Below are 19535 nucleotides of genomic sequence, written 5' to 3' on the forward strand. Positions count from 1 at the left end.
TTAATTGTTTTTTGAGTTTTCTTATGTTTATCTTAAAAAATTATTGACATTATCAATTAATTGCTCGATAATTATAAAAATATGCTTGAATCTTCAGGAGAAAAAAAAGCAGTAGTTGATTCAATAAAACACTCCATAAGAGTTCTAAACGGCATAGTTTTACTTATCGTTTATACCCTGCTTTTTCTGATCGTCAGATTTTTATATCTATTGCTCGAATATATACCAATGCCTTCTATTATAACGATTCTCTCAATTGTTGCAGGGCTTGTCGTGTTAGGGCTTTACATCGCAAATATAGCTTCCAGAAACGCAATAAGAACAATAGATGAATACAGCAATAAACTAAATATCCTTCTTACAACAACCAGAAACATGAGAGAAATCGCACACAGCGATTTGCTTCTCGAAAATATTATGGAGAGTGCCTTGAAGATAACAGGAGCTGATGCAGGCTCAATCCTGCTTCTTGAAAATGACAGGCTTGTGTTCAGAATTGTAAAAGGAAGCCAATCCAGCAAACTTCTAGGATTTTCCATTCAAAAGTCTCAAGGCATTGCCGGATGGGTTTTGGAAAACAAGGCGATTATACGCATTGATAATGCCAGGGATGACATGCGCTTTGATTCAGAGATAGACAAAATAACAGGATACGAAACCAGGTCAATTATGTCTGCTCCTCTCAGGCTGAGCACAGGAGCTATAGGAGTGCTCCAGATCATCAATAAAAAGAAAGGTTTTTTCAACCTTGAAGACGAAGAATTAATGTCTTATTTTGCTGATCAGGCTGCAATTGCAATCACAAAAGCAAAATTTTCTGAAGATCAGAAAAACTACGAGATACACCTTACAAATATACTTGTTGACACTATGGACAGTCTGATAAATGATAAACGCGGACACTCAAAGCGCGTTGCAAAATATTGTTTGCTGATGGCACGAATGATTAATATGTCTGAAGAAGAAAAGAAAAGGCTATATCTGGCATGCCTGCTGCACGACATCGGCTTTTTAAAACTTAGAATTAATGAAATAAAATCCACTGAAGATTACAAAGATCATTCTAAATATGCATATGATATACTGTACCCTATAAATTTCTATTCTGATATTGCTCCGATGGTCATGTATCATCATGAAAGATATGACGGCAAAGGTTATCCTGCAGGGCTTAAGGGAGAGGCTATCCCCATGGAATCACGTATGATAGCAATTGCTGAAGCCTTTGATTCTATGATGAACAGAAATTCATACAGATATATAGGAAAATTTTTTCATAAACAAGCAACCCTGCCTAATTATGGATTTCGCAATGCCATAGAGGAATTGAAAAAAAATGCAGGCACACAATTCGATCCTGAACTCGTGGATCTGTTTACAAGAAATATTACTGAAAGCTATGTAGAAGGAAACTAGTCTTACAGATACTTTTACAGCCTCTTTTGTTTTTTATTAATCTTGACCAATGAATAAGCTTGATTTAATTATATCTGCATGAGAAATATTAAACTTGTCATACAATACGATGGGACTAACTACCATGGCTGGCAGATACAAAATAGCGACAAAACCATACAGGGAATATTAGAAGAAAAATTATCAAATATCACCGGTGAAAAAATCAGTTTGACAAGCGCATCAAGAACTGATGCAGGCGTGCACGCATTTGCACAGGTTGCTTCTTTTCTTACAGCTTCCAATCTTGAGACATTGAAATTACAAAAGGCGCTAAATTCTTTACTTCCAGAAGACATAAAAATTATTGAGGCTGAAGAAGCATCTTCAGATTTTCATCCACGATATGATTCATTAGGAAAAACCTATTTTTACTTGATATCAAATACACCCTATTCTTCGGCATTTTTATACAGATACGCCTGGCATCTGCCTTTCAGTCTTGACCTCTCACAAATGAAAAAAGCAGGAAGGTTCTTTAAGGGAAGGCATGACTTCTCATCTTTCAGAGGTTCTGGATGCGGTGCAAAAACTCCCATACGAGAAATAACCTCGCTTAAAATCGAAAAAATTAAGAGAATTGATTTCATGACCGCAAGTTTCAAAGGCGACTATATAAAAATTACGATAGAGGCAAATGCCTTTCTCAGACATATGGTGAGAAACATCGTTGGCACACTGGTTGAAGCAGGAAGAGGAAAAATCAGTCCCGATTATGTTAAAAAAATACTTCTATTAAAAGATAGAAAAGCGGCCGGAATCAATGCTCCTGCAAAAGGTCTTTTTCTCGAAAAAATTCATTACTGATCATGTCAAAGGCGATGCTTTTTCTATTGCCTCTAATTCCTCTATCTTTTCCTGACAGTCCCTGCAGTTTATTGCAAAAGGCAATACCTTTAATCTTTGTTCGCTTATCCCCTCGCCGCAGATTTCACATATCCCATATGAGCCTTCATCCAGTTTACGTAATGATTCGTCTATCTTAAGCAATTTTTCCCTTTGCGCACTGAGCTGCCTCAGGCTTATATCCTCCGAGATATCGACAACTGACCAGTCACCGTCATCCAGCGCAGTATCGACAAGCTGCCTGTTTTCGCCTTTTATATATTTTGATGTCTCTTGTTTTATTTCTTTGAGAATTTCTTCGCGTTTCTGTAAGAGGATTTTTTTCAGATACTTATTTTTTGCATCAAGATCCTTAACAACCCGCGTTTGAACAGGCTTAAAATTTTTACTTATTTTTTTCTTTTGTTTTGCCTTGACAACTTTTTTTATTATTTTTTTTGTTTTAACAGTTTTTGCTCTTTTGGTTATTAATTTCTTTTGCACAGTTTTTTTAGCTGGTCTAATTGCTTTTTTAGCGGGTTTTTTAGCTTGCTTTTTTGGTTCTTTCTTTCTCGCCATTACTTTGTCTCATCAGATTTTTCTTCTTCTTTATAAATCTCGATAATGCTCTTAACTTTTATATCTGCTTGCTTAAGTGCATTCTGGATGTCAGTGAGCTTAGCGTCAACTGTTTTAATGATAAAATTATTACTAGTCACCTTAGACCTCCATTATCTCTTTTTCTTTATGCTCAAGCGCTTCGTCAATCTTTTTTATGTAAGAATCAGTCATCTTCTGAATTTCATCAAGCGATTTTTTTGTATCATCCTCGCTCAGATGCTGATCTTTTTCAAGCTTTTTGATTCCTTCGTTTGTATCCCTTCTTATGTTTCTAATTGCCACTTTTATATCTTCGGAATGCTTCTTTACAACTTTCACAAGTTGTTTTCTGCGCTCTTCTGTAAGTGCAGGTATGTTTATTCTTATAACCTTGCCGTCATTAACAGGCGTAAGTCCTAGGTCTGATTTTTGAATTGCTTTTTCTATCTCTGCAATCATTTTTTGATCCCACGGCTGGATAACTATCTGTCTAGGGTCCGGTATGCTTAATGAGGCAACCTGTTGCAAAGGAGTCGGCACACCGTAATAATCAGCTTTTACGCCGTCAAGAAGTACAAGTGATGCACGGCCTGTGCGAACTGAAGCAAACTCTTTTTTAAGAGTTTCGATCGCGCCTTCCATTTTTTCAGTTGCTTTTCTTTTTACCTCTTTCTCCATTGTTTCCTCCTACTGTAGTTCCTATTTTTTTGCCATGAACAAGATCATCTATATTGTTTTTGCCTTTCAGATCAAAAACCACTATAGGGAGATTATTGTCCATGCATAATGATATTGCAGTAGAATCCATAACACTAAGACCTTTTTTTAGAACATCCATATAACTTATTTCATCATATCTTACTGCCTTTGAATCTTTTATAGGGTCAGCAGAATAAATACCGTCAACTTTAGTCGCCTTTAGTATAACCTCCGCTCCAATCTCCATCGCCCTTAGCGCAGCAGCAGTATCAGTTGTGAAATATGGGTTCCCTGTGCCTGCAGCAAAAATGACCACACGGCCCTTTTGAAGATGTCTTATTGCCTTGCGCCTTATATAATGTTCAGTCAGCTGACTCATTTCTATTGCAGACTGAACTCTTGTGGGTATTCCATTTTTTTCCAATGCATTCTGCAAAGCAAGTGCATTCATAACAGTTGCAAGCATCCCGATATAATCGGCTGATGCGCGTTCAATGCCTTTTACGCTTGCCTCAACACCCCTGAATATATTTCCTCCGCCTATGACTATAGCAATCTCAATCCCAAGATTCACAACTTTTTTTATCTCACTTGCTATATAAGAAACGGTCTCAGCGTCAATGCCAAAACCTTTTTCACCCATAAGGGCTTCGCCGCTGAGCTTTAGCAGTATCCTTTTATACTTTAAGGGTGCATCCATTTTTTAAGCTGTTATTTTTCTCCGAGTTGGAATCTTACAAAACGCTTAACAACAATATTCTCCCCAAGCTTGGCAATCTTTTCTGTAACAAGGTCTTTTATCTTGAGTTTCTGCTCAGTGTCTTTAACAAATATCTGTTCAAGCAGACACTGCTCTCCGAAGAACTTGTCGAGTTTTCCTTCAACAATTTTTTCGATGACCTCTTTTGGCTTGTTTGTCGTCTGAGTCCTGTATATCTCTTTTTCTCTCTCGACAACATCTCCGGGAACATCTTCGCTAGAAAGATAAGAGGGATTTGCAGCAGCGACATGCAGACATATATCTTTTACAAGTCCCTTAAAATCATCTGTCTTTGCTACAAAGTCTGTTTCACAATTTATCTCAAGCAGAACTCCTATCTTGTCCATATGAATATATGAACCAATAAGCCCTTCTGATGCCTGCCTGCCTGATTTTTTTGCGGCAGTTGCAAGCCCTTTCTGCCTAAGACAGTCTATTGCTTTTTCAAAATTACCACCAGCCTCAGCAAGCGCCTTTTTACAATCCATCATCCCAGCGCCGGTTTTTTCTCTTAGTTCTTTGACTATATCAGCAGAAATAGCCGTCATTCTTTTCCCTCCTCGACTGCTTCTTTCTCTTCCTCTTCTTTCTTAACTTCTATAGTTTTTGTTTCTGCTGTTTCAGCTTCAGCCTTCGATATAGCTGTCCTTCCCTCAATTATAGCCTCTGCCATCTTTGATGCAAGAAGCTTTATTGCCCTTATAGCATCATCATTGCCAGGGATAACATAATCAATTTCATCAGGGTCGCAGTTTGTATCAACAACAGCAACTATTGGTATTGAAAGTTTTTTCGCCTCTGCAACAGCTATTTTTTCCTTCTTTGGATCTATGATAAATACAGCTGCCGGCAGTACATTCATATCCTTTATTCCGCTGAGAATCTTTTCAAGTTTACCGCGCTCTTTTTCCAGAGCAGATACTTCTTTTTTAGGAAGGAGATCATAAGTCCCGTTTTCCTTCATCGTCTCAATCTCTTTAAGTCTCTCTATGCTTTTTCTTATTGTTGAAAAATTAGTGAGCATTCCGCCAAGCCATCTCTGGTTAACATGGAATGTGCCTGCTCTCTGCGCCTCTTCAAGCACTGAATCCTGAGCCTGCTTCTTTGTGCCTATGAAAAGAATCGAGCCTTTATTAGCAGAGGTTTGTTTGACAAAATTGTAGGCTTCTTCAAGTCCCTTCATTGTCTTTTGAAGATCGATTATGTAGATACCGTTTCTCTCTCCAAAGATATATCTCTTCATCTTTGGATTCCAGCGTTTTACCTGATGGCCAAAATGAACTCCGGCCTCAAGCAGTTCCTTCATTGTTGCTACCATATTTCCTCCTTTGGTTTTTCCTCCGCCTTTTTCTCTATACCCTATGGGCTTTAATCCCTAATTAAGGACCAGATAGAGAAAAGTTGATGGCGTGTGTTTTAGGGGTTAAAGAATAACATATAAGAGTGGTTTTTTCAAGCAGAAGAGTATGAAGTTAAGGGATGATTAAATATTTAATACCTCTGCCTTCAGACAGGTTTTTAAATGCCTTTTCTGTATGCTTTAGAGGGTACCTGCCTGAAATAAGTTTTTTGATTGGCATCTTCCCCATCTTTAATATTTTATAAGCCTCTTTAACATCCGATGGAGTAAAGTGAAAAACACCTTTAATCGTAATCTCATCATAATGAAGCCTGCCCGTGTCATAAGTAACAGTAGTCCCCGATTTACAGCCGCCAAACATAACAGCAGTGCCTCCCCTTCTTAGATGCTCAACAGAAGACTGCCATACATCAGGCTGTCCAGTGCATTCAAAAACATAATCAACACCAAGACCTTTAGTAATTTTTTTAACAGCTGCTTGAAGTTTATCAGGCATAACAGCAAGTTTTGCCCCTAGTTTTTTTGCCAAATTCAATCTTTCCTTTTCTAATCCAGCAACAATTACATTAACTCCCTTGTCTTTCAAGAGAATAAGATGGAGAAGACCTATAGGCCCAGCGCCTAAAACAAGGGCCGTATCATTTTTTCTAATATACTTACCATACATACCATGGACAACACAGGACAGAGGCTCTAGGAACACAGCCTGTTCAAAACTAAGATTCTTGGGTTTATGAAAGACATTCTGTTTTACTATATGCGAAGGAAGAAGAACATATTCTGCAAATGCCCCGAGAACTTTTGTATCCATTATATTTTCGCAGAGATTATAGAGCTTCTTTTTACAGTAAATGCATTTTAGGCAGGGTGCGCTGTGAACAGCCATAATCTCATCGCCTTTTTTAAAACTCTTCACTCCTCTGCCTGCCTCAGCAACTATACCTGAAAACTCATGCCCGAATAATCCTGGCATAGGAATAACATGATGACCTTGTCTGTACGCTTTCAGATCTGTGCCGCAGGTAAGCGCTGCTTTAACTTTTACAAGAAGTTCTCCCTTAGACGGTTTTGGGGTCTTAACCTCAGAGAACTCAAGTTTGCCAGGCTTTAGAATTAAGGTTGCCTTCAACTAAAACTCCATTTTGCCTCCCCATATCTGACCGGCTATTGCTGCAACGGCAAATACAGGGATATACACTATCTCAACCTGGGATAAAAATCTGACGAGGAAAACAAAAGGGACAGGCAGATGTATGTAAAGAAACCATTTGAAAGAAAATTTTATGCTCTTTCCCCTGAAATAACCGAAAAAAATATTCAACAGGAACGTAAAAATAAAAATGATTATTACAATGGCAGGTTTTGAATTAAAATCCATCTTATATTTCTATCTTCATTCCAGCAGCCATCTTTGCAGACAGAACAGTGTTATACATAAGCATCGCTATTGTCATAGGTCCTGCTCCGCCTGGCACCGGGGTGATAAAAGCTGCGCGTTCTTTTGCCGATTCAAAATCAACATCACCAACGATCTTGCCTTCAGGAGTAACATTTATCCCAATATCTATTACAGTTGCGCCCTTCTTGACCATATCGCCGGTTACTGTCTTAGCCTTTCCGATCGCAACACAAAGAATATCAGCGCTAAGGCATTCTTCTTTTAGAGTCGCAGTCTTGCTGTGGCAGATAGTGACTGTTGCATTTTTTCTTAGAAGAAGCAGAGCTAACGGCTTGCCGACAATAACGCTTCTTCCGATAATAACAGCCTTTTTGCCTTTCGGGTCAATTCCGTATGCCTCAAGCATTTTTATTGCGCCATGAGGAGTGCAGGCAACAAAACCAGGCTCATCCATAACAAGTCTGCCTAGAGATTCAGGCCCAAATCCATCTACATCTTTAGCAGGTGATATTTTATACATCACCTCTTTTTCATCCAGATTTTTTGGAAGAGGAAGCTGTACTAATATTCCGTGAATGTTTTTGTCAGAATTCAGATTATCTATAAGCTTTATCAGTTCTTCCTGTTTTGTTGTATCAGCAAGCTTATATGTAAAGCTTCTTATGCCAATATCCTCACAAGCTTTTTCCTTTGAAGCAACATATTTTTTTGATGCAGGATTTTCCCCAACCAATATAACAGCCAGTCCGGGCTGCATCCCCTTTGTTTTCATATCTGCAATATCTTTTTTAAGGGACTCTCTTATATCTGCCGCTACTTTCTTTCCGTCAATCAATTGTGCTGACATCCTTCCTCCTTACTGCAATATCTGCTTCTTATTAATGAAAATCAATCTCTGCGCTTGATTAATTCCAGAAGCTCTTCTCTTGTTGATTCCTTTGTTCTGAATATGCCCCTGACAGCAGATGTCACTGTCCTTGCGCCCGGCTTTTTAAGACCGCGCATGCTAAGACACAGATGTTCTGCATCAATTATAACCATTGCACCTTTTGGCTTTAGTTTTTCCATTAAAAGATCTGCAAGCTGAGCAGTAAGACGCTCCTGAACCTGCGGTCTTTTTGCCAGCACTTCGACCGCCCTTGCAAGTTCGCCAATCCCTGCGATCTTTCCAGAACTTGGTATATATGCAACATGTGCCTTTCCTATAAAAGGCAAAAGATGATGTTCACATACAGAATAGAATGGAATATCTTTTAACAAAACCATCTCATCGTGGCTCTCGCCTTCGATGTGTTTTAGAATCTCTTCTGTTGGCGTTTCAAGGCCTGAGAAAATCTCTTCGTACATCTTTGCAACACGCAAAGGCGTATCTTTCAGCCCTGCCCTGTCCGGATTTTCGCCGACTCCTTCAAGGATAAGCCTGACGCCTTTTTCTATCTTTTTTATATCCACAAATATCCCCTTTTAGCAGATGGCTCAAAAAGTCTACCATTAAAAAATAGCATGTGTCAAAACTAAATTACTTATCTTTTTATATGAATATTTTATAGGGAAAACTAAGATTTTGCACAATTAATAAATCGATTGTCAGTGACAATTTTATGCATCTTAATATCGTGAATTTCGAAGGGGATGTTCGCAATAATCTGTTCTTCAAATCCAAGCGCTATAAATGAACAATCTTTTTTTGCTTTTGATAAAAGCTTGTCATAATAACCTCCGCCATAACCAATCCTGTAACCATTAATATCAAATGCAGCTCCGGGAACAATAAAAAGGTCTATGTCGCCCGCCTCTATCAATCTGTCTTCTGTTACATCGGGTTCAAGTATCCCTATAGCACCCAGTGCAAGCTCACCAATATTTTTTACTTCGTAGAGTTTTAATTTTTTGAGTTCATTATCAACCTTTGGGAGTGCAACATGCTTACTGCCCAGCAATGACTTGATCATCTCGATTGTCTCTACTTCACTTCTGAAAGATGCGTAAATAGACAGTGTCCTTGCATCCTTGAATTCAGAGAGGCTCTTAGTCTGTTCTGCTATCATGGCTGACTTTGCTTTTCTTACTTCTGCTGGGATTGCATCTCTTTTTTTAAGCGCATGCTGGCGAATCTCATTCTTGTTGTTATCCATTTAATATGCTAGAAATCTTATCCTTAATATTTTTTACCTCATTCAAAATCTCGGTAGAATTTTTGTACGGCGCTATTCCTTTGATATCAGCCTCCATTATCGAATTGTTGAAATTGATATGACCAAGAAATTTTATGTCTTTTATTCCATTCTTTATAAAATCAATATCCTCTGCATTCCTGACTTTATTAGCAACAACAAAAACCTCTTTTACTCCAAGTGTCTTTGCCATGTCTTTTACAATCCCTGCTGTCTGAATGCTTCTCTGCCCGGGCTCGACAACAACTATGAATGCGTCCACTGCCTCTGCTGTACCGCGTGTGAGATGTTCAATCCCTGCCTCCATATCAACAATCACAACCTCATCTCTCTCAGTTACCAGATACTTGAGAAGCCGCCTTAAAAAAATATTCTCAGGGCAATAGCAGCCTGATGATGCATCCTTTGATTTTCCTGTTCTAAGAAGCAATATCTTAGGATCAATTTTATAACCATACTCCTCAGGAATGTCATCTACTTTTGGATTAATCTTAAAAACTCCGCCTGATGTCCCGGGTTTTGCTCCGGTCCTCTCTTCGATCAAACCTTGGATGTCAGTTATCGGTTTTATTTTTGCTGCAATATCCTTGTCTATGCCAAATGCTGATGCCAGATTGGCATCAGGGTCTGCATCAACAGCAATAACCCTTCTGCCTTCTAAAGCAAAAAGATATGACAAGACAGCAGAAAGAGTTGTCTTGCCTACACCGCCTTTTCCTGTTACTGAAATTTTCATCTTGGTATTATAACTCATCCTATCACATATAAAAATCCTTTAAAATCAGCGGAAAATTTGATTTTTCCTTCATTTTTCGTTATTATCTCACATGGAAACCAAAAAATTTATTGATGAGTCAGCCGAGTTTATAATGAACACCTACAACAGGTTTCCGATTGTACTGCGTAAAGGCCGCGGCATAAAAGTATGGGACACCGAAGGCAAAGAATATCTGGATTTTATCGGTGGAATTGCAGTCAACATACTCGGACACTGCCATCCTAAAATAGTTATTGCATTACAGAAACAGACACAGAGGCTGATGCATGTCTCGAATCTCTATCATATAGAACCCCAGATAAAACTTGCAAAACTCCTCGTTAGCCATTCTTTTGCAGACAAGGTTTTTTTCTGCAATTCTGGAGCAGAGGCTAATGAGGCGGCAATAAAATTAGCGCGTAAATATGCCAAGGAACATCTTGGAAAAGATAAGTTTGAAATAATAACAGCGCTCAATTCTTTCCATGGACGCACACTGGCAACAGTTGCAGCAACCGGGCAGGAGAAGTTCCAGAAAGGTTTCGAGCCTTTGATGCCCGGATTTCAATATGTGCCTTTTAATGATATAGATGCGCTTAAAAAAGCTGTAAATGGAAAGACATGTGCTGTGATGCTTGAGCCTGTTCAGGGTGAAGGAGGAATAAAGATCCCTGATCTGGATTATCTTAAAAATGTACGTGAACTTTGTGACAAGAATAATATTCTACTGATATTCGATGAGGTTCAAACAGGCATTGGCCGCACAGGGAAACTTTTTGCTTACGAAAATTTTAATGTCATTCCTGACATAATGACACTTGCCAAAGGTCTGGGCAACGGATTCCCTATTGGCGCAATGCTTGCAACCGACAAGATTGCTTCAGCATTTGTGCCGGGATCTCATGCATCAACATTCGGAGGAAATCCGCTTGCATGCACTGCTGCAATCGCAACCATCGAAACACTTCTTGAAGACGGATTTCTTCTTGACCAGTGCAAGAGGATGGGTGAATACATGAAAAATGAATTCAGGAAATTTCATGAAGAATTCCCTAATCTCATAGTCGATGTAAGAGGCATGGGACTTCTCATTGGAATTGAGTTCACAAGGGATTGTGCAGAGATTGTTAAAGCATGTCTGACAAAAGGACTGCTGATAAATTGCACAGCAGGCAATGTGCTTCGCTTTGCTCCGCCATTAATCGTTCAGGAAAAAGATATAGATGCTATGACCGACATACTCGGGGAGATATTAAGCAGTCTGCATTAAAAGGATAACTATCAATGAAAAAACATTTCCTAACTCTTTTTGATTTAACTGCAGAAGAAATAGAAAAACTATTAAACAGATCTCTTGAGATGAAATCAGGAGTCGATGTAAATAAATGTCCGCTTATCGGAAAAAGCATAGGTCTGCTTTTTGAGAAGGCATCTACAAGGACAAGGGTTTCATTCGAAGTTGGCATATACCAGCTTGGAGCGCATCCAGTATATCTCACTCCAAACGAGATCCAACTCGGAAGGGGAGAAACAATTTCTGATACTGCAAAAACCCTTTCAAGGTATCTTGATGCTGTTGTCATCAGGACATTCGGACACAAACTGCTTTCTGAGTTTGCCTCTGCTTCTTCTGTTCCTGTGATCAATGGTTTAAGTGATCTACACCATCCATGCCAAGTGCTTTCTGACATGCTTACAATTCTTGAAAACAAAGGCAGGCTCAAAGACATCAATCTGGCTTACATTGGCGACGGCAATAATGTTGCAAACTCTCTTGTTCAGGCATCGGCGCTCATGGGAATTAATCTCACGATTGCATGTCCCGAAGGATATGAGCCTAATGCCGAGCTGCTTAGAAATGCAAAGGCTCATGCAAAAAATGAGATAAAAATAACTCGTGATCCTCAACAAGCTGTATCAGATGCTGATGCTGTTTACACAGATGTCTGGGTCAGCATGGGGCAGGAACAAGAGACAAAAACAAAAAAGAAAAAACTCAAAGACTATCAGATAAACAGCAAAATCCTCTCGCATGCAAAAAAAGATGCTATTGTTCTTCATTGTCTTCCAGCGCACAGGGGCGAAGAGATAACAGATGAGATAATGGATGGAACTCAAAGTGTTGTTTTCACACAGGCAGAAAACAGGCTCCACGCTCAGAAAGCTTTGCTCGAGATGCTGTTAGGGAAAAACTAGAACTGTTATTTAGTTTTAACTGCCCTTAAATTAATTTCTTTTATAACCTCCAGCAATGGCATTTTCAGTTTCTTTGCAATTCTTTTGCAGTCTTCATATTCAGGAGTTGCATGAACAATCTCATTCTCAAGCCTTGAGATTTTTATCCTGACTTTCCCAAGTTTTGTATTTACCTCTTTTATCTCGCGTGCTAATGTCTTTCTTCCTGCCTCATAAAATCTCAGGCCGATTGCAGTTGTCTCTTTGAGGATTATCCTCATTAAATCTTCTTTGGTTTCATTATTGCAAAGCACAGTGAGTTTTATTCCGGGTCTGGATTTTTTCATTATTATCTGCATGAGATAAACATCAAGCGCTCCTGCTTCAAAAAGCCTCTGTATCACATGTTCATAAATCTGCGGGTTCATGTCATCTATATTCGTTTCGATGACTGTTATATTTTTGGAGTCTTCTTTTAAACCATGAGAATCTTTGCCTATAAACATTCTTAAAACATTCGGTCTGCTCTTAAAATCCTGTCCTCCAGCGCCAGTCCCGATTTTTTCAACTATCATTTCAGGCATATCGCCAAACCCGATTACAGTCTCTTTTAATATCGCAGCTCCTGTCGGTGTTGTGAGTTCAAAATCAGTTCCGTCAGAATAAATCAAAGCGCGTTTGAGAAGTTCTGCTGTTGCAGGCGCAGGCACTGGGAGGATCCCATGCTTAGTTTTTACAAAACCGTTTCCTGTATTTACAGCAGACGCATATACTTTTTCTATGCCCAGAATATTAAGCCCTATTATCGTGCCAAATATATCAACTATGCAGTCAACCGCGCCTAATTCATGCAGATGTATCTTGTTCAAAGGCTCTCCATGAACCTTTGCCTCTGCTTCAAAAAGATTTCTGAAAATTCTCAAACCTTTATTTTTTATGTGAGGATTCAGGGAAGATTTTTTTATTAAATTCTCAATATCTTTCCATTTTTTTGAATTTTGTTTTTTTGATTTTAAATCGATTAATACATCAACCTTTGTTGCAGCAATACTAGAGCGTTTAATCTTTCTTGCGCTTAATTTATATCCTCTGACAGGGATTTTTTTAAGTTCTTTTTCGAGTCTTTTAAGAGGTATGCCTGCATCGACAAGCGCGCCCAAGCACATGTCTCCGCTTATGCCTGAAGAACAGTCAAGATATACTATTTTCAACAAAGCCTCCTTACCATCTGTTACTGAAGGATTATATCATCCAGTCATACGATTAGTAATTAAATAGTTATCGGCTTATAACTTATATTTATTTTATTTTAAGCGCTTTTTCCATTTATAATAAACAACAGGCTGGACGCCGTATGTAAAATCCAGTTCGAAGGTGATGTTTTATGAAAGAGACAACTGTTGAATTAAGACCGATACTCTTAAGTGATCTGGCAAAAGAAGTTGTCGAGAGATCAGGTCAGAATATTTATTCATGCTATCAGTGCAGACGCTGCGCTTCAGGCTGTCCTGTGGGTGAAGAGTCAGGAATAACTCCTGACAGGCTTATACGCTGCATACTGCTTGGAGACCGAGAGAGCGCACTGAATAATCTTCTTGTCTGGAAATGCCTTGCCTGTTATACATGCGGCCAGCGCTGCCCGAACAACATCCAGACCGCACGCATCACAGAAACCCTCAAACAGATGTCAAAAAAAGAGCATCTTGTTCCTCTTGAGTCTGGAGTTGCTGCTTTTCACAATGCTTTCATGAAATCAGTATCTCACTTTGGAAAAGTAAATGAGATTGAACTCGGCGGACTTTATCAGCTTAAAAAAACCGTTATTGATATAAAAAAAGGACTGTTTAAAGACATAATTAAAACTTTTGCCGAACAGCTGAGGCTAGGGATGAAAATGCTGAAGAAAAAACGCATGCATATTGCTTTTTTTTCAATAAAGGGATTTTCTGAAATAAAAAATATTTTCAGAAAATCAGGGACTTAAAATGACAGATAAGAAATTGGAACAGGTCGCTTATTATCCCGGATGTTCGCTCCATCTTTCATCGCAGTTCTATGATCTGCAGAACAAGCTTATCTTTCCTAAACTAGGGATCGAACTTAAAGAGATAGACGACTGGAACTGCTGCGGCGCAACCTCAGCGAGCAAGACAGATGATTTTTTATCAATAGCCCTGCCTGCAAGGAATCTGGGAATTGCCGATGCAACAGGCCTTTCCGATATATTTATTCCCTGCTCTTCCTGTTACAGCAGGATGCTTACATCCCAGACAACATTAAAAAATGATGCTGTTCTAAAAAATAGGATAAACAAATATCTGGCAAAAAAAAACGAGGGGAGGATAGAAATAAAAAGCATACTTGAGGTACTGCTTCCCTTGGTTGAATCCGGAGATATCTCGAATAAAATTACAAAAAAATTAAATGGTTTAAAACCTGTTTGTTATTATGGATGTTTATTGACGCGTTTTCCCAAAGATATTGCTGTGAATGATGATGCTGAAAACCCCCAGTCAATGGAAAAAATATGCAATGTGCTTGGCGCTGAACCTTTGGACTGGAATTACAAGACTGACTGCTGCGGAGCTTCTGCTGCAATTAATGACACCGAGACATCCTTAATCTTAATGTCAAAAATAATAAAAGACGCCGAAGCCTATGGCGCAAATTGTTTTGTAACTACATGCCCTATGTGCCATATGAATCTCGATGCGTATCAGGACAGGATACGCTCGAACTATGGCATCAGCGGACATCTGCCTGTATATCTGCTTACTGAACTTATAGGGATAGCAATGGGCATAAGCCCTGAAGAGCTTCAGATGGACAGGCACTTTACAGAGGCGGTTAAATTACTAAGGGATATTAAAATAATATGAGTGCAGATAAAAAAAATAAAATTGGTTCTGTCTTAATCGTTGGCGGCGGTATCGGAGGGATGCAGGCAGCACTTGATCTTGCTGACAGCGAATTCAAAGTCCATATTGTCCAGAAAGAATCTTCGATAGGCGGCACAATGTCGATGCTGGACAAAACCTTTCCAACAGGCGACTGCGCCATGTGCATGATATCGCCAAAGATGGTCGAGGTCGGCAGGCACAGGAATATTGATGTACACGCCACCGCAGAACTTATTGAGCTAAAAGGCAGCGAAGGTGATTTCACTGCAAGGATACGCCAGAAAGCCCGCTATGTAGATATCAGTAAATGCACTGGGTGTGAAGAATGTGTAAAAAAATGTCCTGTTGAATCTGACAGTGATTATAATCAGGGTCTCGCAAAAAAAACTGCTATAAATCGTCGCTATGCCCAAGCAGTCCCTGGAGCAGTTGCAATAGATAAGCTCGGCACATCGCCCTGCAGGATTGATTGCCCTGGAGAAGTTAATGCTCATGCTTATGTTGCACTTACTGCCAAAGGAAGATTTGCTGAAGCCCTTGAGGTGATCAGGCGAACAAATCCTTTCCCTGCAGCATGTGGAAGGGTATGCACACATCCATGCGAAGACGCATGTAGGAGAAAAGACCTTGATGAGGCTGTCTCGATCTGTTATCTGAAACGATTCCTCACTGACTGGGAAGACAGAAACGGCGGTTTTCAGAAGCCTGTAATTCCTGAACAGAAACTGGAAAAAGTTGCTGTAATCGGTGCTGGTCCAGGCGGATTAACATGCGCAAGAGACCTAGCGTTAAAGGGTTATAAAGTAACTGTGTTCGAAAAAGAAAAAATCGCCGGAGGCGCACTCGCACTCTACATCCCAGAGTATCGTCTTCCAAAAGATGTGCTTAAAAGAGAGATTGACACTATTCTGTCCTATGGTATAGAGCTTAAACTCAATCAAACACTGGGTAAGGACTTTACCATAGATTCCCTTAAGAAGCAGGGATATAAGGCTATATTCGTAGCCATCGGAACACATCGCCCGATGAAACTCAATGTTCCAGGAGAAGACAAACAAGGTGTCTGGGACAGCCTGGCCTTTCTCAAAAAAGCAAACACAGAAGGCAATATAGATAAAATGACAGGAGAAAAAGTGCTGGTCATCGGAGGCGGCAATGCAGCAATAGATTCTGCGCGAGCAGCTAAACGTATGGGCGCTGATGTTACTATTATCTATCGCAGAAGCTGTGAGGAGATGCCATGCAGCCCGTTGGAGCTTGAAGAATCAGAGATAGAGGGGGTACATCTTCACACTCTTGCTTCACCAATCAAGATATTGGGCGAGGGAAAAGTAACCGGCATCGAGTGTTTAAAAATGCATCTCTCTGAGCCTGATGAGTCAGGGCGTTTATGCCCTGTTCCTGTTAATGGCAGCAACTTTACCATAGACTGCGATATTGTTATTACTGCAATAAGCCAGCAAACAGAACATGAGACTATTGAGCAGTCAGGCATTACTACTAATAAATGGAAATGCATATCTATAGATGAAAACACACTCGCCACAAACATTGACGGAGTTTTTGCTGGAGGTGATGTTGTTACTGGGCCTTCGACTGTTATTGAAGCCATTGGCATGGGAAGCCGTGCAGCTAAATCCATACACAAATATCTTAGCGGTTCAGACCTGATGGAAGGACTTAAGCAAATCAAAGACCGTCCTAAGTTTTTAAAAAATGTTGAGGGACTGAAAAAAATTTCTCGCAGGGCTATTATGAAGCTTCTGCCGTCAGAGCGTGAAAGCAACTTCAAAGAAGTAGAACTTGGATTTAATGAAAAAGATGCGGTTCTGGAAGCACAACGCTGTCTTAACTGCACAGAATGCTGCGAGTGTTATCTATGCGTTGATGCTTGCGAGGCAAAGGCAATCGATCACGATATGGCTACATCAGAAGATATGGATATCAAAGTAGGCTCTGTAATCTTGAGTCCCGGACTCGACCGTTATGATGCGCGTCTCCGAGGAGAACTAGGATATGGCCGCTGGCCTAATGTTGTGACTTCGCTGCAATTCGAACGCATTCTCTCCGCATCTGGACCTTATAAAGGCGTTGTACAGAGACCGAGCGACAAAAAACATCCTCGCAAAGTTGCATGGATACAGTGCGTAGGTTCAAGGGATTCGCACAATGCAAATCCTTGGTGCTCTTCTGTCTGCTGTATGTATGCAACAAAACAGGCGATAATCGCCAAAGAACATGATAAGAATATAGAGCCCGCGATCTTTTTCATGGAGATGAGAACATTCGGAAAAGATTTTGATAAATATGTTGAGCGCGCAAAGAATGAATACGATGTCCGTTACCAGCGGGCAATGGTCTCTGCAGTGCGTGAAGAACCATCTACAGGAAATCTTGTTATGCGTTATGCAAAAGAAGACGGCGCTCTCGTAGATGAAATATTTGACATGGTAGTGCTCTCAGTAGGGTTGCAGCCGCACAAAGATGCAAAAGAACTTGCCGAACTCTGCGGCATAGATACAGACATTTATAATTTTCCAAAGACAAGCAGGCTTGCTCCTGTTGATTCTTCGCGTAAAGGTGTATTTGTCACAGGAATTTACCAAGGACCAAAAGATATACCTGAGACTGTAATGCAGGGCAGCGCTGTCGCAGGAAGGGTAATGTCGCTTCTTTCAGAAGCCAGAGGCACAGAGACAAAGATCAAAGAGATTCCTGATGAAAAAAATACAGCAGACCAAGAGCCTAGAATCGGAGTTTTCGTATGCCATTGTGGAACAAATATCGCAGGAACAGTAGATGTTAAAAAGATCGTCGAAGAGATTAAAGATATGCAAGGAGTAGTCTATGCCGAGGACTTGATGTATTCATGCGCGCAGGACAGTCAGGAAAAGATCAAACATCTTGTGAGAGAAAAAAATCTTAACAGGGTGCTCGTTGCTTCATGCACTCCTAGGACGCATGAACCTCTTTTCCAGGAAACGATACAAGACGCAGGATTGAATAAATATCTATTCGATCTTGCTGATATCAGAGAGCAGTGTTCGTGGTGCCACATGGGCAGGAATAAAGAAGCTACTGAAAAAGCTTTAAAGATAGTAAAAATGGAACTTGCAAAAACTCGTCTTCTTGAACCTCTTAAAACAGATTCTGTGGGTGTTGTTCATGCTTGCATGATAATCGGAGGCGGAGTAGCGGGAATGACTGCTGCGCTCTCATTGGCTGATCAAGGATTCGATGTACATATAGTTGAAAAAGAGAATCAGCTCGGAGGATTGGTCAAGAAAGTTTATCGCAATATTGAAGGAGATAATATTCAGGAGTTTCTCAAAAAAACGATTACTGCTGTTTCCCTGCATAAAAAAATAACAGTTCATACAGGAGTTGAGATCAAAAAAACCGAAGGGTTTGTGGGAAATTTCAAAACTACGCTTACAGATAATGCTGAATTTGAACACGGAGCAATCATTGTAGCAACTGGAGGAGTTGAATATACGCCTGTGGAATACTTATACAAAAAAAATGATAAGGTTGTCACACAAAGAGAACTTGAAGAGGAACTCGCTCAAGGGAGAATCTTTAATGCCGATGAATCTATTGTCATGATCCAGTGTGTTGGTTCCCGCGAAGAACCAAATCAATACTGCTCTCGCATCTGCTGTCAGGATGCTGTTAAAAATGCAATAGCAATAAAAGAAAAAAATCCTCATACTGCTGTAATAGTGCTGTATCGCGACATAAGAACTTACGGCCTTAAAGAGGATTATTACAAAAAAGCACGCGACTCAGGCGTGATATTCATAAGATACGATGTCGATAAAAAACCTGAAGTGCAGCAGACCGGAGATAACCTGTTCGTAAAAACATGGGACTACATTCTTAATAAAGAAATAATTCTTAATTCTGACCTGCTGGTTCTTTCTACTGGATTCAGGCCGCACCCAACGAATGATAAGGTCGGAGAGATGTATAAACTCACACGGAACGCAGACGGTTATTTTCTTGAAGCGCATGTAAAACTTCGCCCTGTGGATTTCCCAAGCGAAGGAGTATTTGTCTGCGGTCTTGCACATGCGCCAAAAAATATCGAAGAAACGATCGCACAGGCACAGGCAGCTGCAGGACGCGCCGGAGTTATTCTCTCGCATAAGCGGCTGGCGGTTTCAGGGATTGTTGCAAAACACAATAAAAATTTGTGCATGTCCTGTCTTACATGTTTCAGACTCTGTCCTTTTGGTTCGCCTTATATAGATGAAAACGGCAAAATCTCACATAATGAAGTGAAATGCATGGGATGCGGTATCTGCGCAGGCATCTGCCCTGCCAAGGCATTCCATGTTAATAATTTTCGTGATGATCAAATACTTGCAATGATCGATTCAGCAGCAGAAAATAACAAGGATTAATTTTTTAAACTTACGCAGGAGAAGG

The 19535-nt window shown here is 40.0% G+C and carries 20 protein-coding genes; 7 read left to right on the forward strand and 13 right to left on the reverse strand.

The window, feature by feature from the left end; all coding sequences use genetic code 11:
• The first annotated feature begins 81 nt into the window (after positions 1–81).
• On the forward strand, positions 82–1416 hold the full coding sequence (locus LLF28_03355; protein MCE5194482.1) for an HD domain-containing protein: 1335 nt from the start codon (positions 82–84) through the stop codon (positions 1414–1416).
• Positions 1417–1494: 78 nt separating this feature from the next.
• The gene (truA, locus tag LLF28_03360; GenBank protein ID MCE5194483.1) at positions 1495–2262 is read left to right on the forward strand and encodes a tRNA pseudouridine(38-40) synthase TruA; all 768 of its coding nucleotides are present in this window, start codon (positions 1495–1497) and stop codon (positions 2260–2262) included.
• On the opposite strand, the gene LLF28_03365 is transcribed toward truA, so the two are convergent.
• The 12 genes from LLF28_03365 to LLF28_03420 all read right to left on the reverse strand — a co-directional run bounded on the left by LLF28_03365 (position 2263) and on the right by LLF28_03420 (position 10008).
• On the reverse strand, positions 2263–2859 hold the full coding sequence (locus LLF28_03365) for a TraR/DksA C4-type zinc finger protein (protein MCE5194484.1): 597 nt from the start codon (positions 2857–2859) through the stop codon (positions 2263–2265). It abuts the gene before it with no gap.
• Positions 2859–2999, reverse strand: a complete 141-nt coding sequence (locus LLF28_03370; GenBank protein ID MCE5194485.1) for a hypothetical protein — start codon at positions 2997–2999, stop codon at positions 2859–2861. The genes LLF28_03365 and LLF28_03370 overlap by 1 nt, the downstream gene beginning before the upstream one ends.
• Before the next feature lies 1 nt (position 3000).
• A complete protein-coding gene (gene frr / locus LLF28_03375) occupies positions 3001–3558 on the reverse strand; it encodes a ribosome recycling factor (GenBank protein ID MCE5194486.1) in 558 nt (185 codons plus the stop codon).
• Complete coding sequence (pyrH, locus tag LLF28_03380; GenBank protein MCE5194487.1) at positions 3527–4279, reverse strand: UMP kinase; 753 nt, start codon at positions 4277–4279, stop codon at positions 3527–3529. Before pyrH ends, frr begins: the two co-directional genes overlap by 32 nt.
• An 11-nt stretch (positions 4280–4290) precedes the next feature.
• Positions 4291–4887 carry a translation elongation factor Ts gene (gene tsf, locus LLF28_03385; protein ID MCE5194488.1) on the reverse strand — a complete coding sequence of 199 codons (597 nt, stop codon included), beginning with the start codon at positions 4885–4887 and terminating at the stop codon, positions 4291–4293.
• Complete coding sequence (gene rpsB / locus LLF28_03390) at positions 4884–5657, reverse strand: 30S ribosomal protein S2 (protein MCE5194489.1); 774 nt, start codon at positions 5655–5657, stop codon at positions 4884–4886. The genes tsf and rpsB overlap by 4 nt, the downstream gene beginning before the upstream one ends.
• Before the next feature lie 154 nt (positions 5658–5811).
• Positions 5812–6828 (reverse strand): zinc-binding dehydrogenase, encoded by a 1017-nt coding sequence (locus tag LLF28_03395; protein ID MCE5194490.1) that lies wholly within the window; start codon positions 6826–6828, stop codon positions 5812–5814.
• Positions 6829–7077 (reverse strand): hypothetical protein, encoded by a 249-nt coding sequence (locus LLF28_03400; GenBank protein ID MCE5194491.1) that lies wholly within the window; start codon positions 7075–7077, stop codon positions 6829–6831.
• A gap of 1 nt (position 7078) precedes the next feature.
• The gene (gene folD / locus LLF28_03405; GenBank protein MCE5194492.1) at positions 7079–7945 is read right to left on the reverse strand and encodes a bifunctional methylenetetrahydrofolate dehydrogenase/methenyltetrahydrofolate cyclohydrolase FolD; all 867 of its coding nucleotides are present in this window, start codon (positions 7943–7945) and stop codon (positions 7079–7081) included.
• Between the two features lie 41 nt (positions 7946–7986).
• Positions 7987–8550 carry a GTP cyclohydrolase I FolE gene (folE, locus tag LLF28_03410; protein MCE5194493.1) on the reverse strand — a complete coding sequence of 188 codons (564 nt, stop codon included), beginning with the start codon at positions 8548–8550 and terminating at the stop codon, positions 7987–7989.
• 104 nt (positions 8551–8654) lie between these two features.
• Positions 8655–9233, reverse strand: coding sequence for a 5-formyltetrahydrofolate cyclo-ligase (locus tag LLF28_03415; GenBank protein ID MCE5194494.1), 579 nt, complete (start codon positions 9231–9233; stop codon positions 8655–8657).
• Positions 9226–10008: an AAA family ATPase gene (locus tag LLF28_03420; protein MCE5194495.1), complete on the reverse strand. Its 783-nt coding sequence runs from the start codon at positions 10006–10008 to the stop codon at positions 9226–9228. The genes LLF28_03415 and LLF28_03420 overlap by 8 nt, the downstream gene beginning before the upstream one ends.
• Positions 10009–10099: 91 nt before the next feature.
• On the opposite strand from LLF28_03420, the gene LLF28_03425 reads away from it, so the two are divergent.
• Positions 10100–11299, forward strand: coding sequence for an acetylornithine transaminase (locus LLF28_03425; GenBank protein ID MCE5194496.1), 1200 nt, complete (start codon positions 10100–10102; stop codon positions 11297–11299).
• Between the two features lie 14 nt (positions 11300–11313).
• Positions 11314–12225 (forward strand): ornithine carbamoyltransferase, encoded by a 912-nt coding sequence (gene argF / locus LLF28_03430; GenBank protein ID MCE5194497.1) that lies wholly within the window; start codon positions 11314–11316, stop codon positions 12223–12225.
• Between the two features lie 5 nt (positions 12226–12230).
• On the opposite strand, the gene larC is transcribed toward argF, so the two are convergent.
• On the reverse strand, positions 12231–13415 hold the full coding sequence (gene larC / locus LLF28_03435) for a nickel pincer cofactor biosynthesis protein LarC (protein MCE5194498.1): 1185 nt from the start codon (positions 13413–13415) through the stop codon (positions 12231–12233).
• 173 nt (positions 13416–13588) lie between these two features.
• Here larC and LLF28_03440 point away from each other — a divergent pair, with 173 nt between their 5' ends.
• Genes LLF28_03440 through LLF28_03450 form a run of 3 tightly spaced genes read left to right on the forward strand, consistent with a single transcriptional unit; the run spans position 13589 to position 19510 of the window.
• Positions 13589–14188 (forward strand): 4Fe-4S dicluster domain-containing protein, encoded by a 600-nt coding sequence (locus LLF28_03440; protein ID MCE5194499.1) that lies wholly within the window; start codon positions 13589–13591, stop codon positions 14186–14188.
• A 1-nt stretch (position 14189) separates the two neighbouring features.
• Positions 14190–15083, forward strand: coding sequence for a CoB--CoM heterodisulfide reductase iron-sulfur subunit B family protein (locus tag LLF28_03445; protein MCE5194500.1), 894 nt, complete (start codon positions 14190–14192; stop codon positions 15081–15083).
• Positions 15080–19510 (forward strand): FAD-dependent oxidoreductase, encoded by a 4431-nt coding sequence (locus LLF28_03450; protein ID MCE5194501.1) that lies wholly within the window; start codon positions 15080–15082, stop codon positions 19508–19510. The genes LLF28_03445 and LLF28_03450 overlap by 4 nt, the downstream gene beginning before the upstream one ends.
• Positions 19511–19535: the final 25 nt, after the last annotated feature.

It is taken from the genome of Nitrospiraceae bacterium (assembly GCA_021373015.1).
Classification (GTDB): Bacteria; Nitrospirota; Thermodesulfovibrionia; order Thermodesulfovibrionales; family UBA1546; genus JAJFTJ01.

Excerpts from the sequence above, each read along its gene's own strand:
- LLF28_03415 (MCE5194494.1), bottom strand. The coding sequence starts at position 9,233 with ATGGATAACAACAAGAATGAGATTCGCCAGCATGCGCTTAAAAAAAGA.
- LLF28_03365 (MCE5194484.1), bottom strand. The coding sequence starts at position 2,859 with ATGGCGAGAAAGAAAGAACCAAAAAAGCAAGCTAAAAAACCCGCTAAA.
- rpsB (MCE5194489.1), bottom strand. The coding sequence starts at position 5,657 with ATGGTAGCAACAATGAAGGAACTGCTTGAGGCCGGAGTTCATTTTGGC.
- truA (MCE5194483.1), top strand. The coding sequence starts at position 1,495 with ATGAGAAATATTAAACTTGTCATACAATACGATGGGACTAACTACCAT.
- LLF28_03400 (MCE5194491.1), bottom strand. The coding sequence starts at position 7,077 with ATGGATTTTAATTCAAAACCTGCCATTGTAATAATCATTTTTATTTTT.
- pyrH (MCE5194487.1), bottom strand. The coding sequence starts at position 4,279 with ATGGATGCACCCTTAAAGTATAAAAGGATACTGCTAAAGCTCAGCGGC.
- folD (MCE5194492.1), bottom strand. The coding sequence starts at position 7,945 with ATGTCAGCACAATTGATTGACGGAAAGAAAGTAGCGGCAGATATAAGA.
- LLF28_03440 (MCE5194499.1), top strand. The coding sequence starts at position 13,589 with ATGAAAGAGACAACTGTTGAATTAAGACCGATACTCTTAAGTGATCTG.
- frr (MCE5194486.1), bottom strand. The coding sequence starts at position 3,558 with ATGGAGAAAGAGGTAAAAAGAAAAGCAACTGAAAAAATGGAAGGCGCG.
- LLF28_03425 (MCE5194496.1), top strand. The coding sequence starts at position 10,100 with ATGGAAACCAAAAAATTTATTGATGAGTCAGCCGAGTTTATAATGAAC.
- LLF28_03450 (MCE5194501.1), top strand. The coding sequence starts at position 15,080 with ATGAGTGCAGATAAAAAAAATAAAATTGGTTCTGTCTTAATCGTTGGC.
- argF (MCE5194497.1), top strand. The coding sequence starts at position 11,314 with ATGAAAAAACATTTCCTAACTCTTTTTGATTTAACTGCAGAAGAAATA.
- LLF28_03355 (MCE5194482.1), top strand. The coding sequence starts at position 82 with ATGCTTGAATCTTCAGGAGAAAAAAAAGCAGTAGTTGATTCAATAAAA.
- LLF28_03445 (MCE5194500.1), top strand. The coding sequence starts at position 14,190 with ATGACAGATAAGAAATTGGAACAGGTCGCTTATTATCCCGGATGTTCG.
- LLF28_03420 (MCE5194495.1), bottom strand. The coding sequence starts at position 10,008 with ATGAAAATTTCAGTAACAGGAAAAGGCGGTGTAGGCAAGACAACTCTT.
- tsf (MCE5194488.1), bottom strand. The coding sequence starts at position 4,887 with ATGACGGCTATTTCTGCTGATATAGTCAAAGAACTAAGAGAAAAAACC.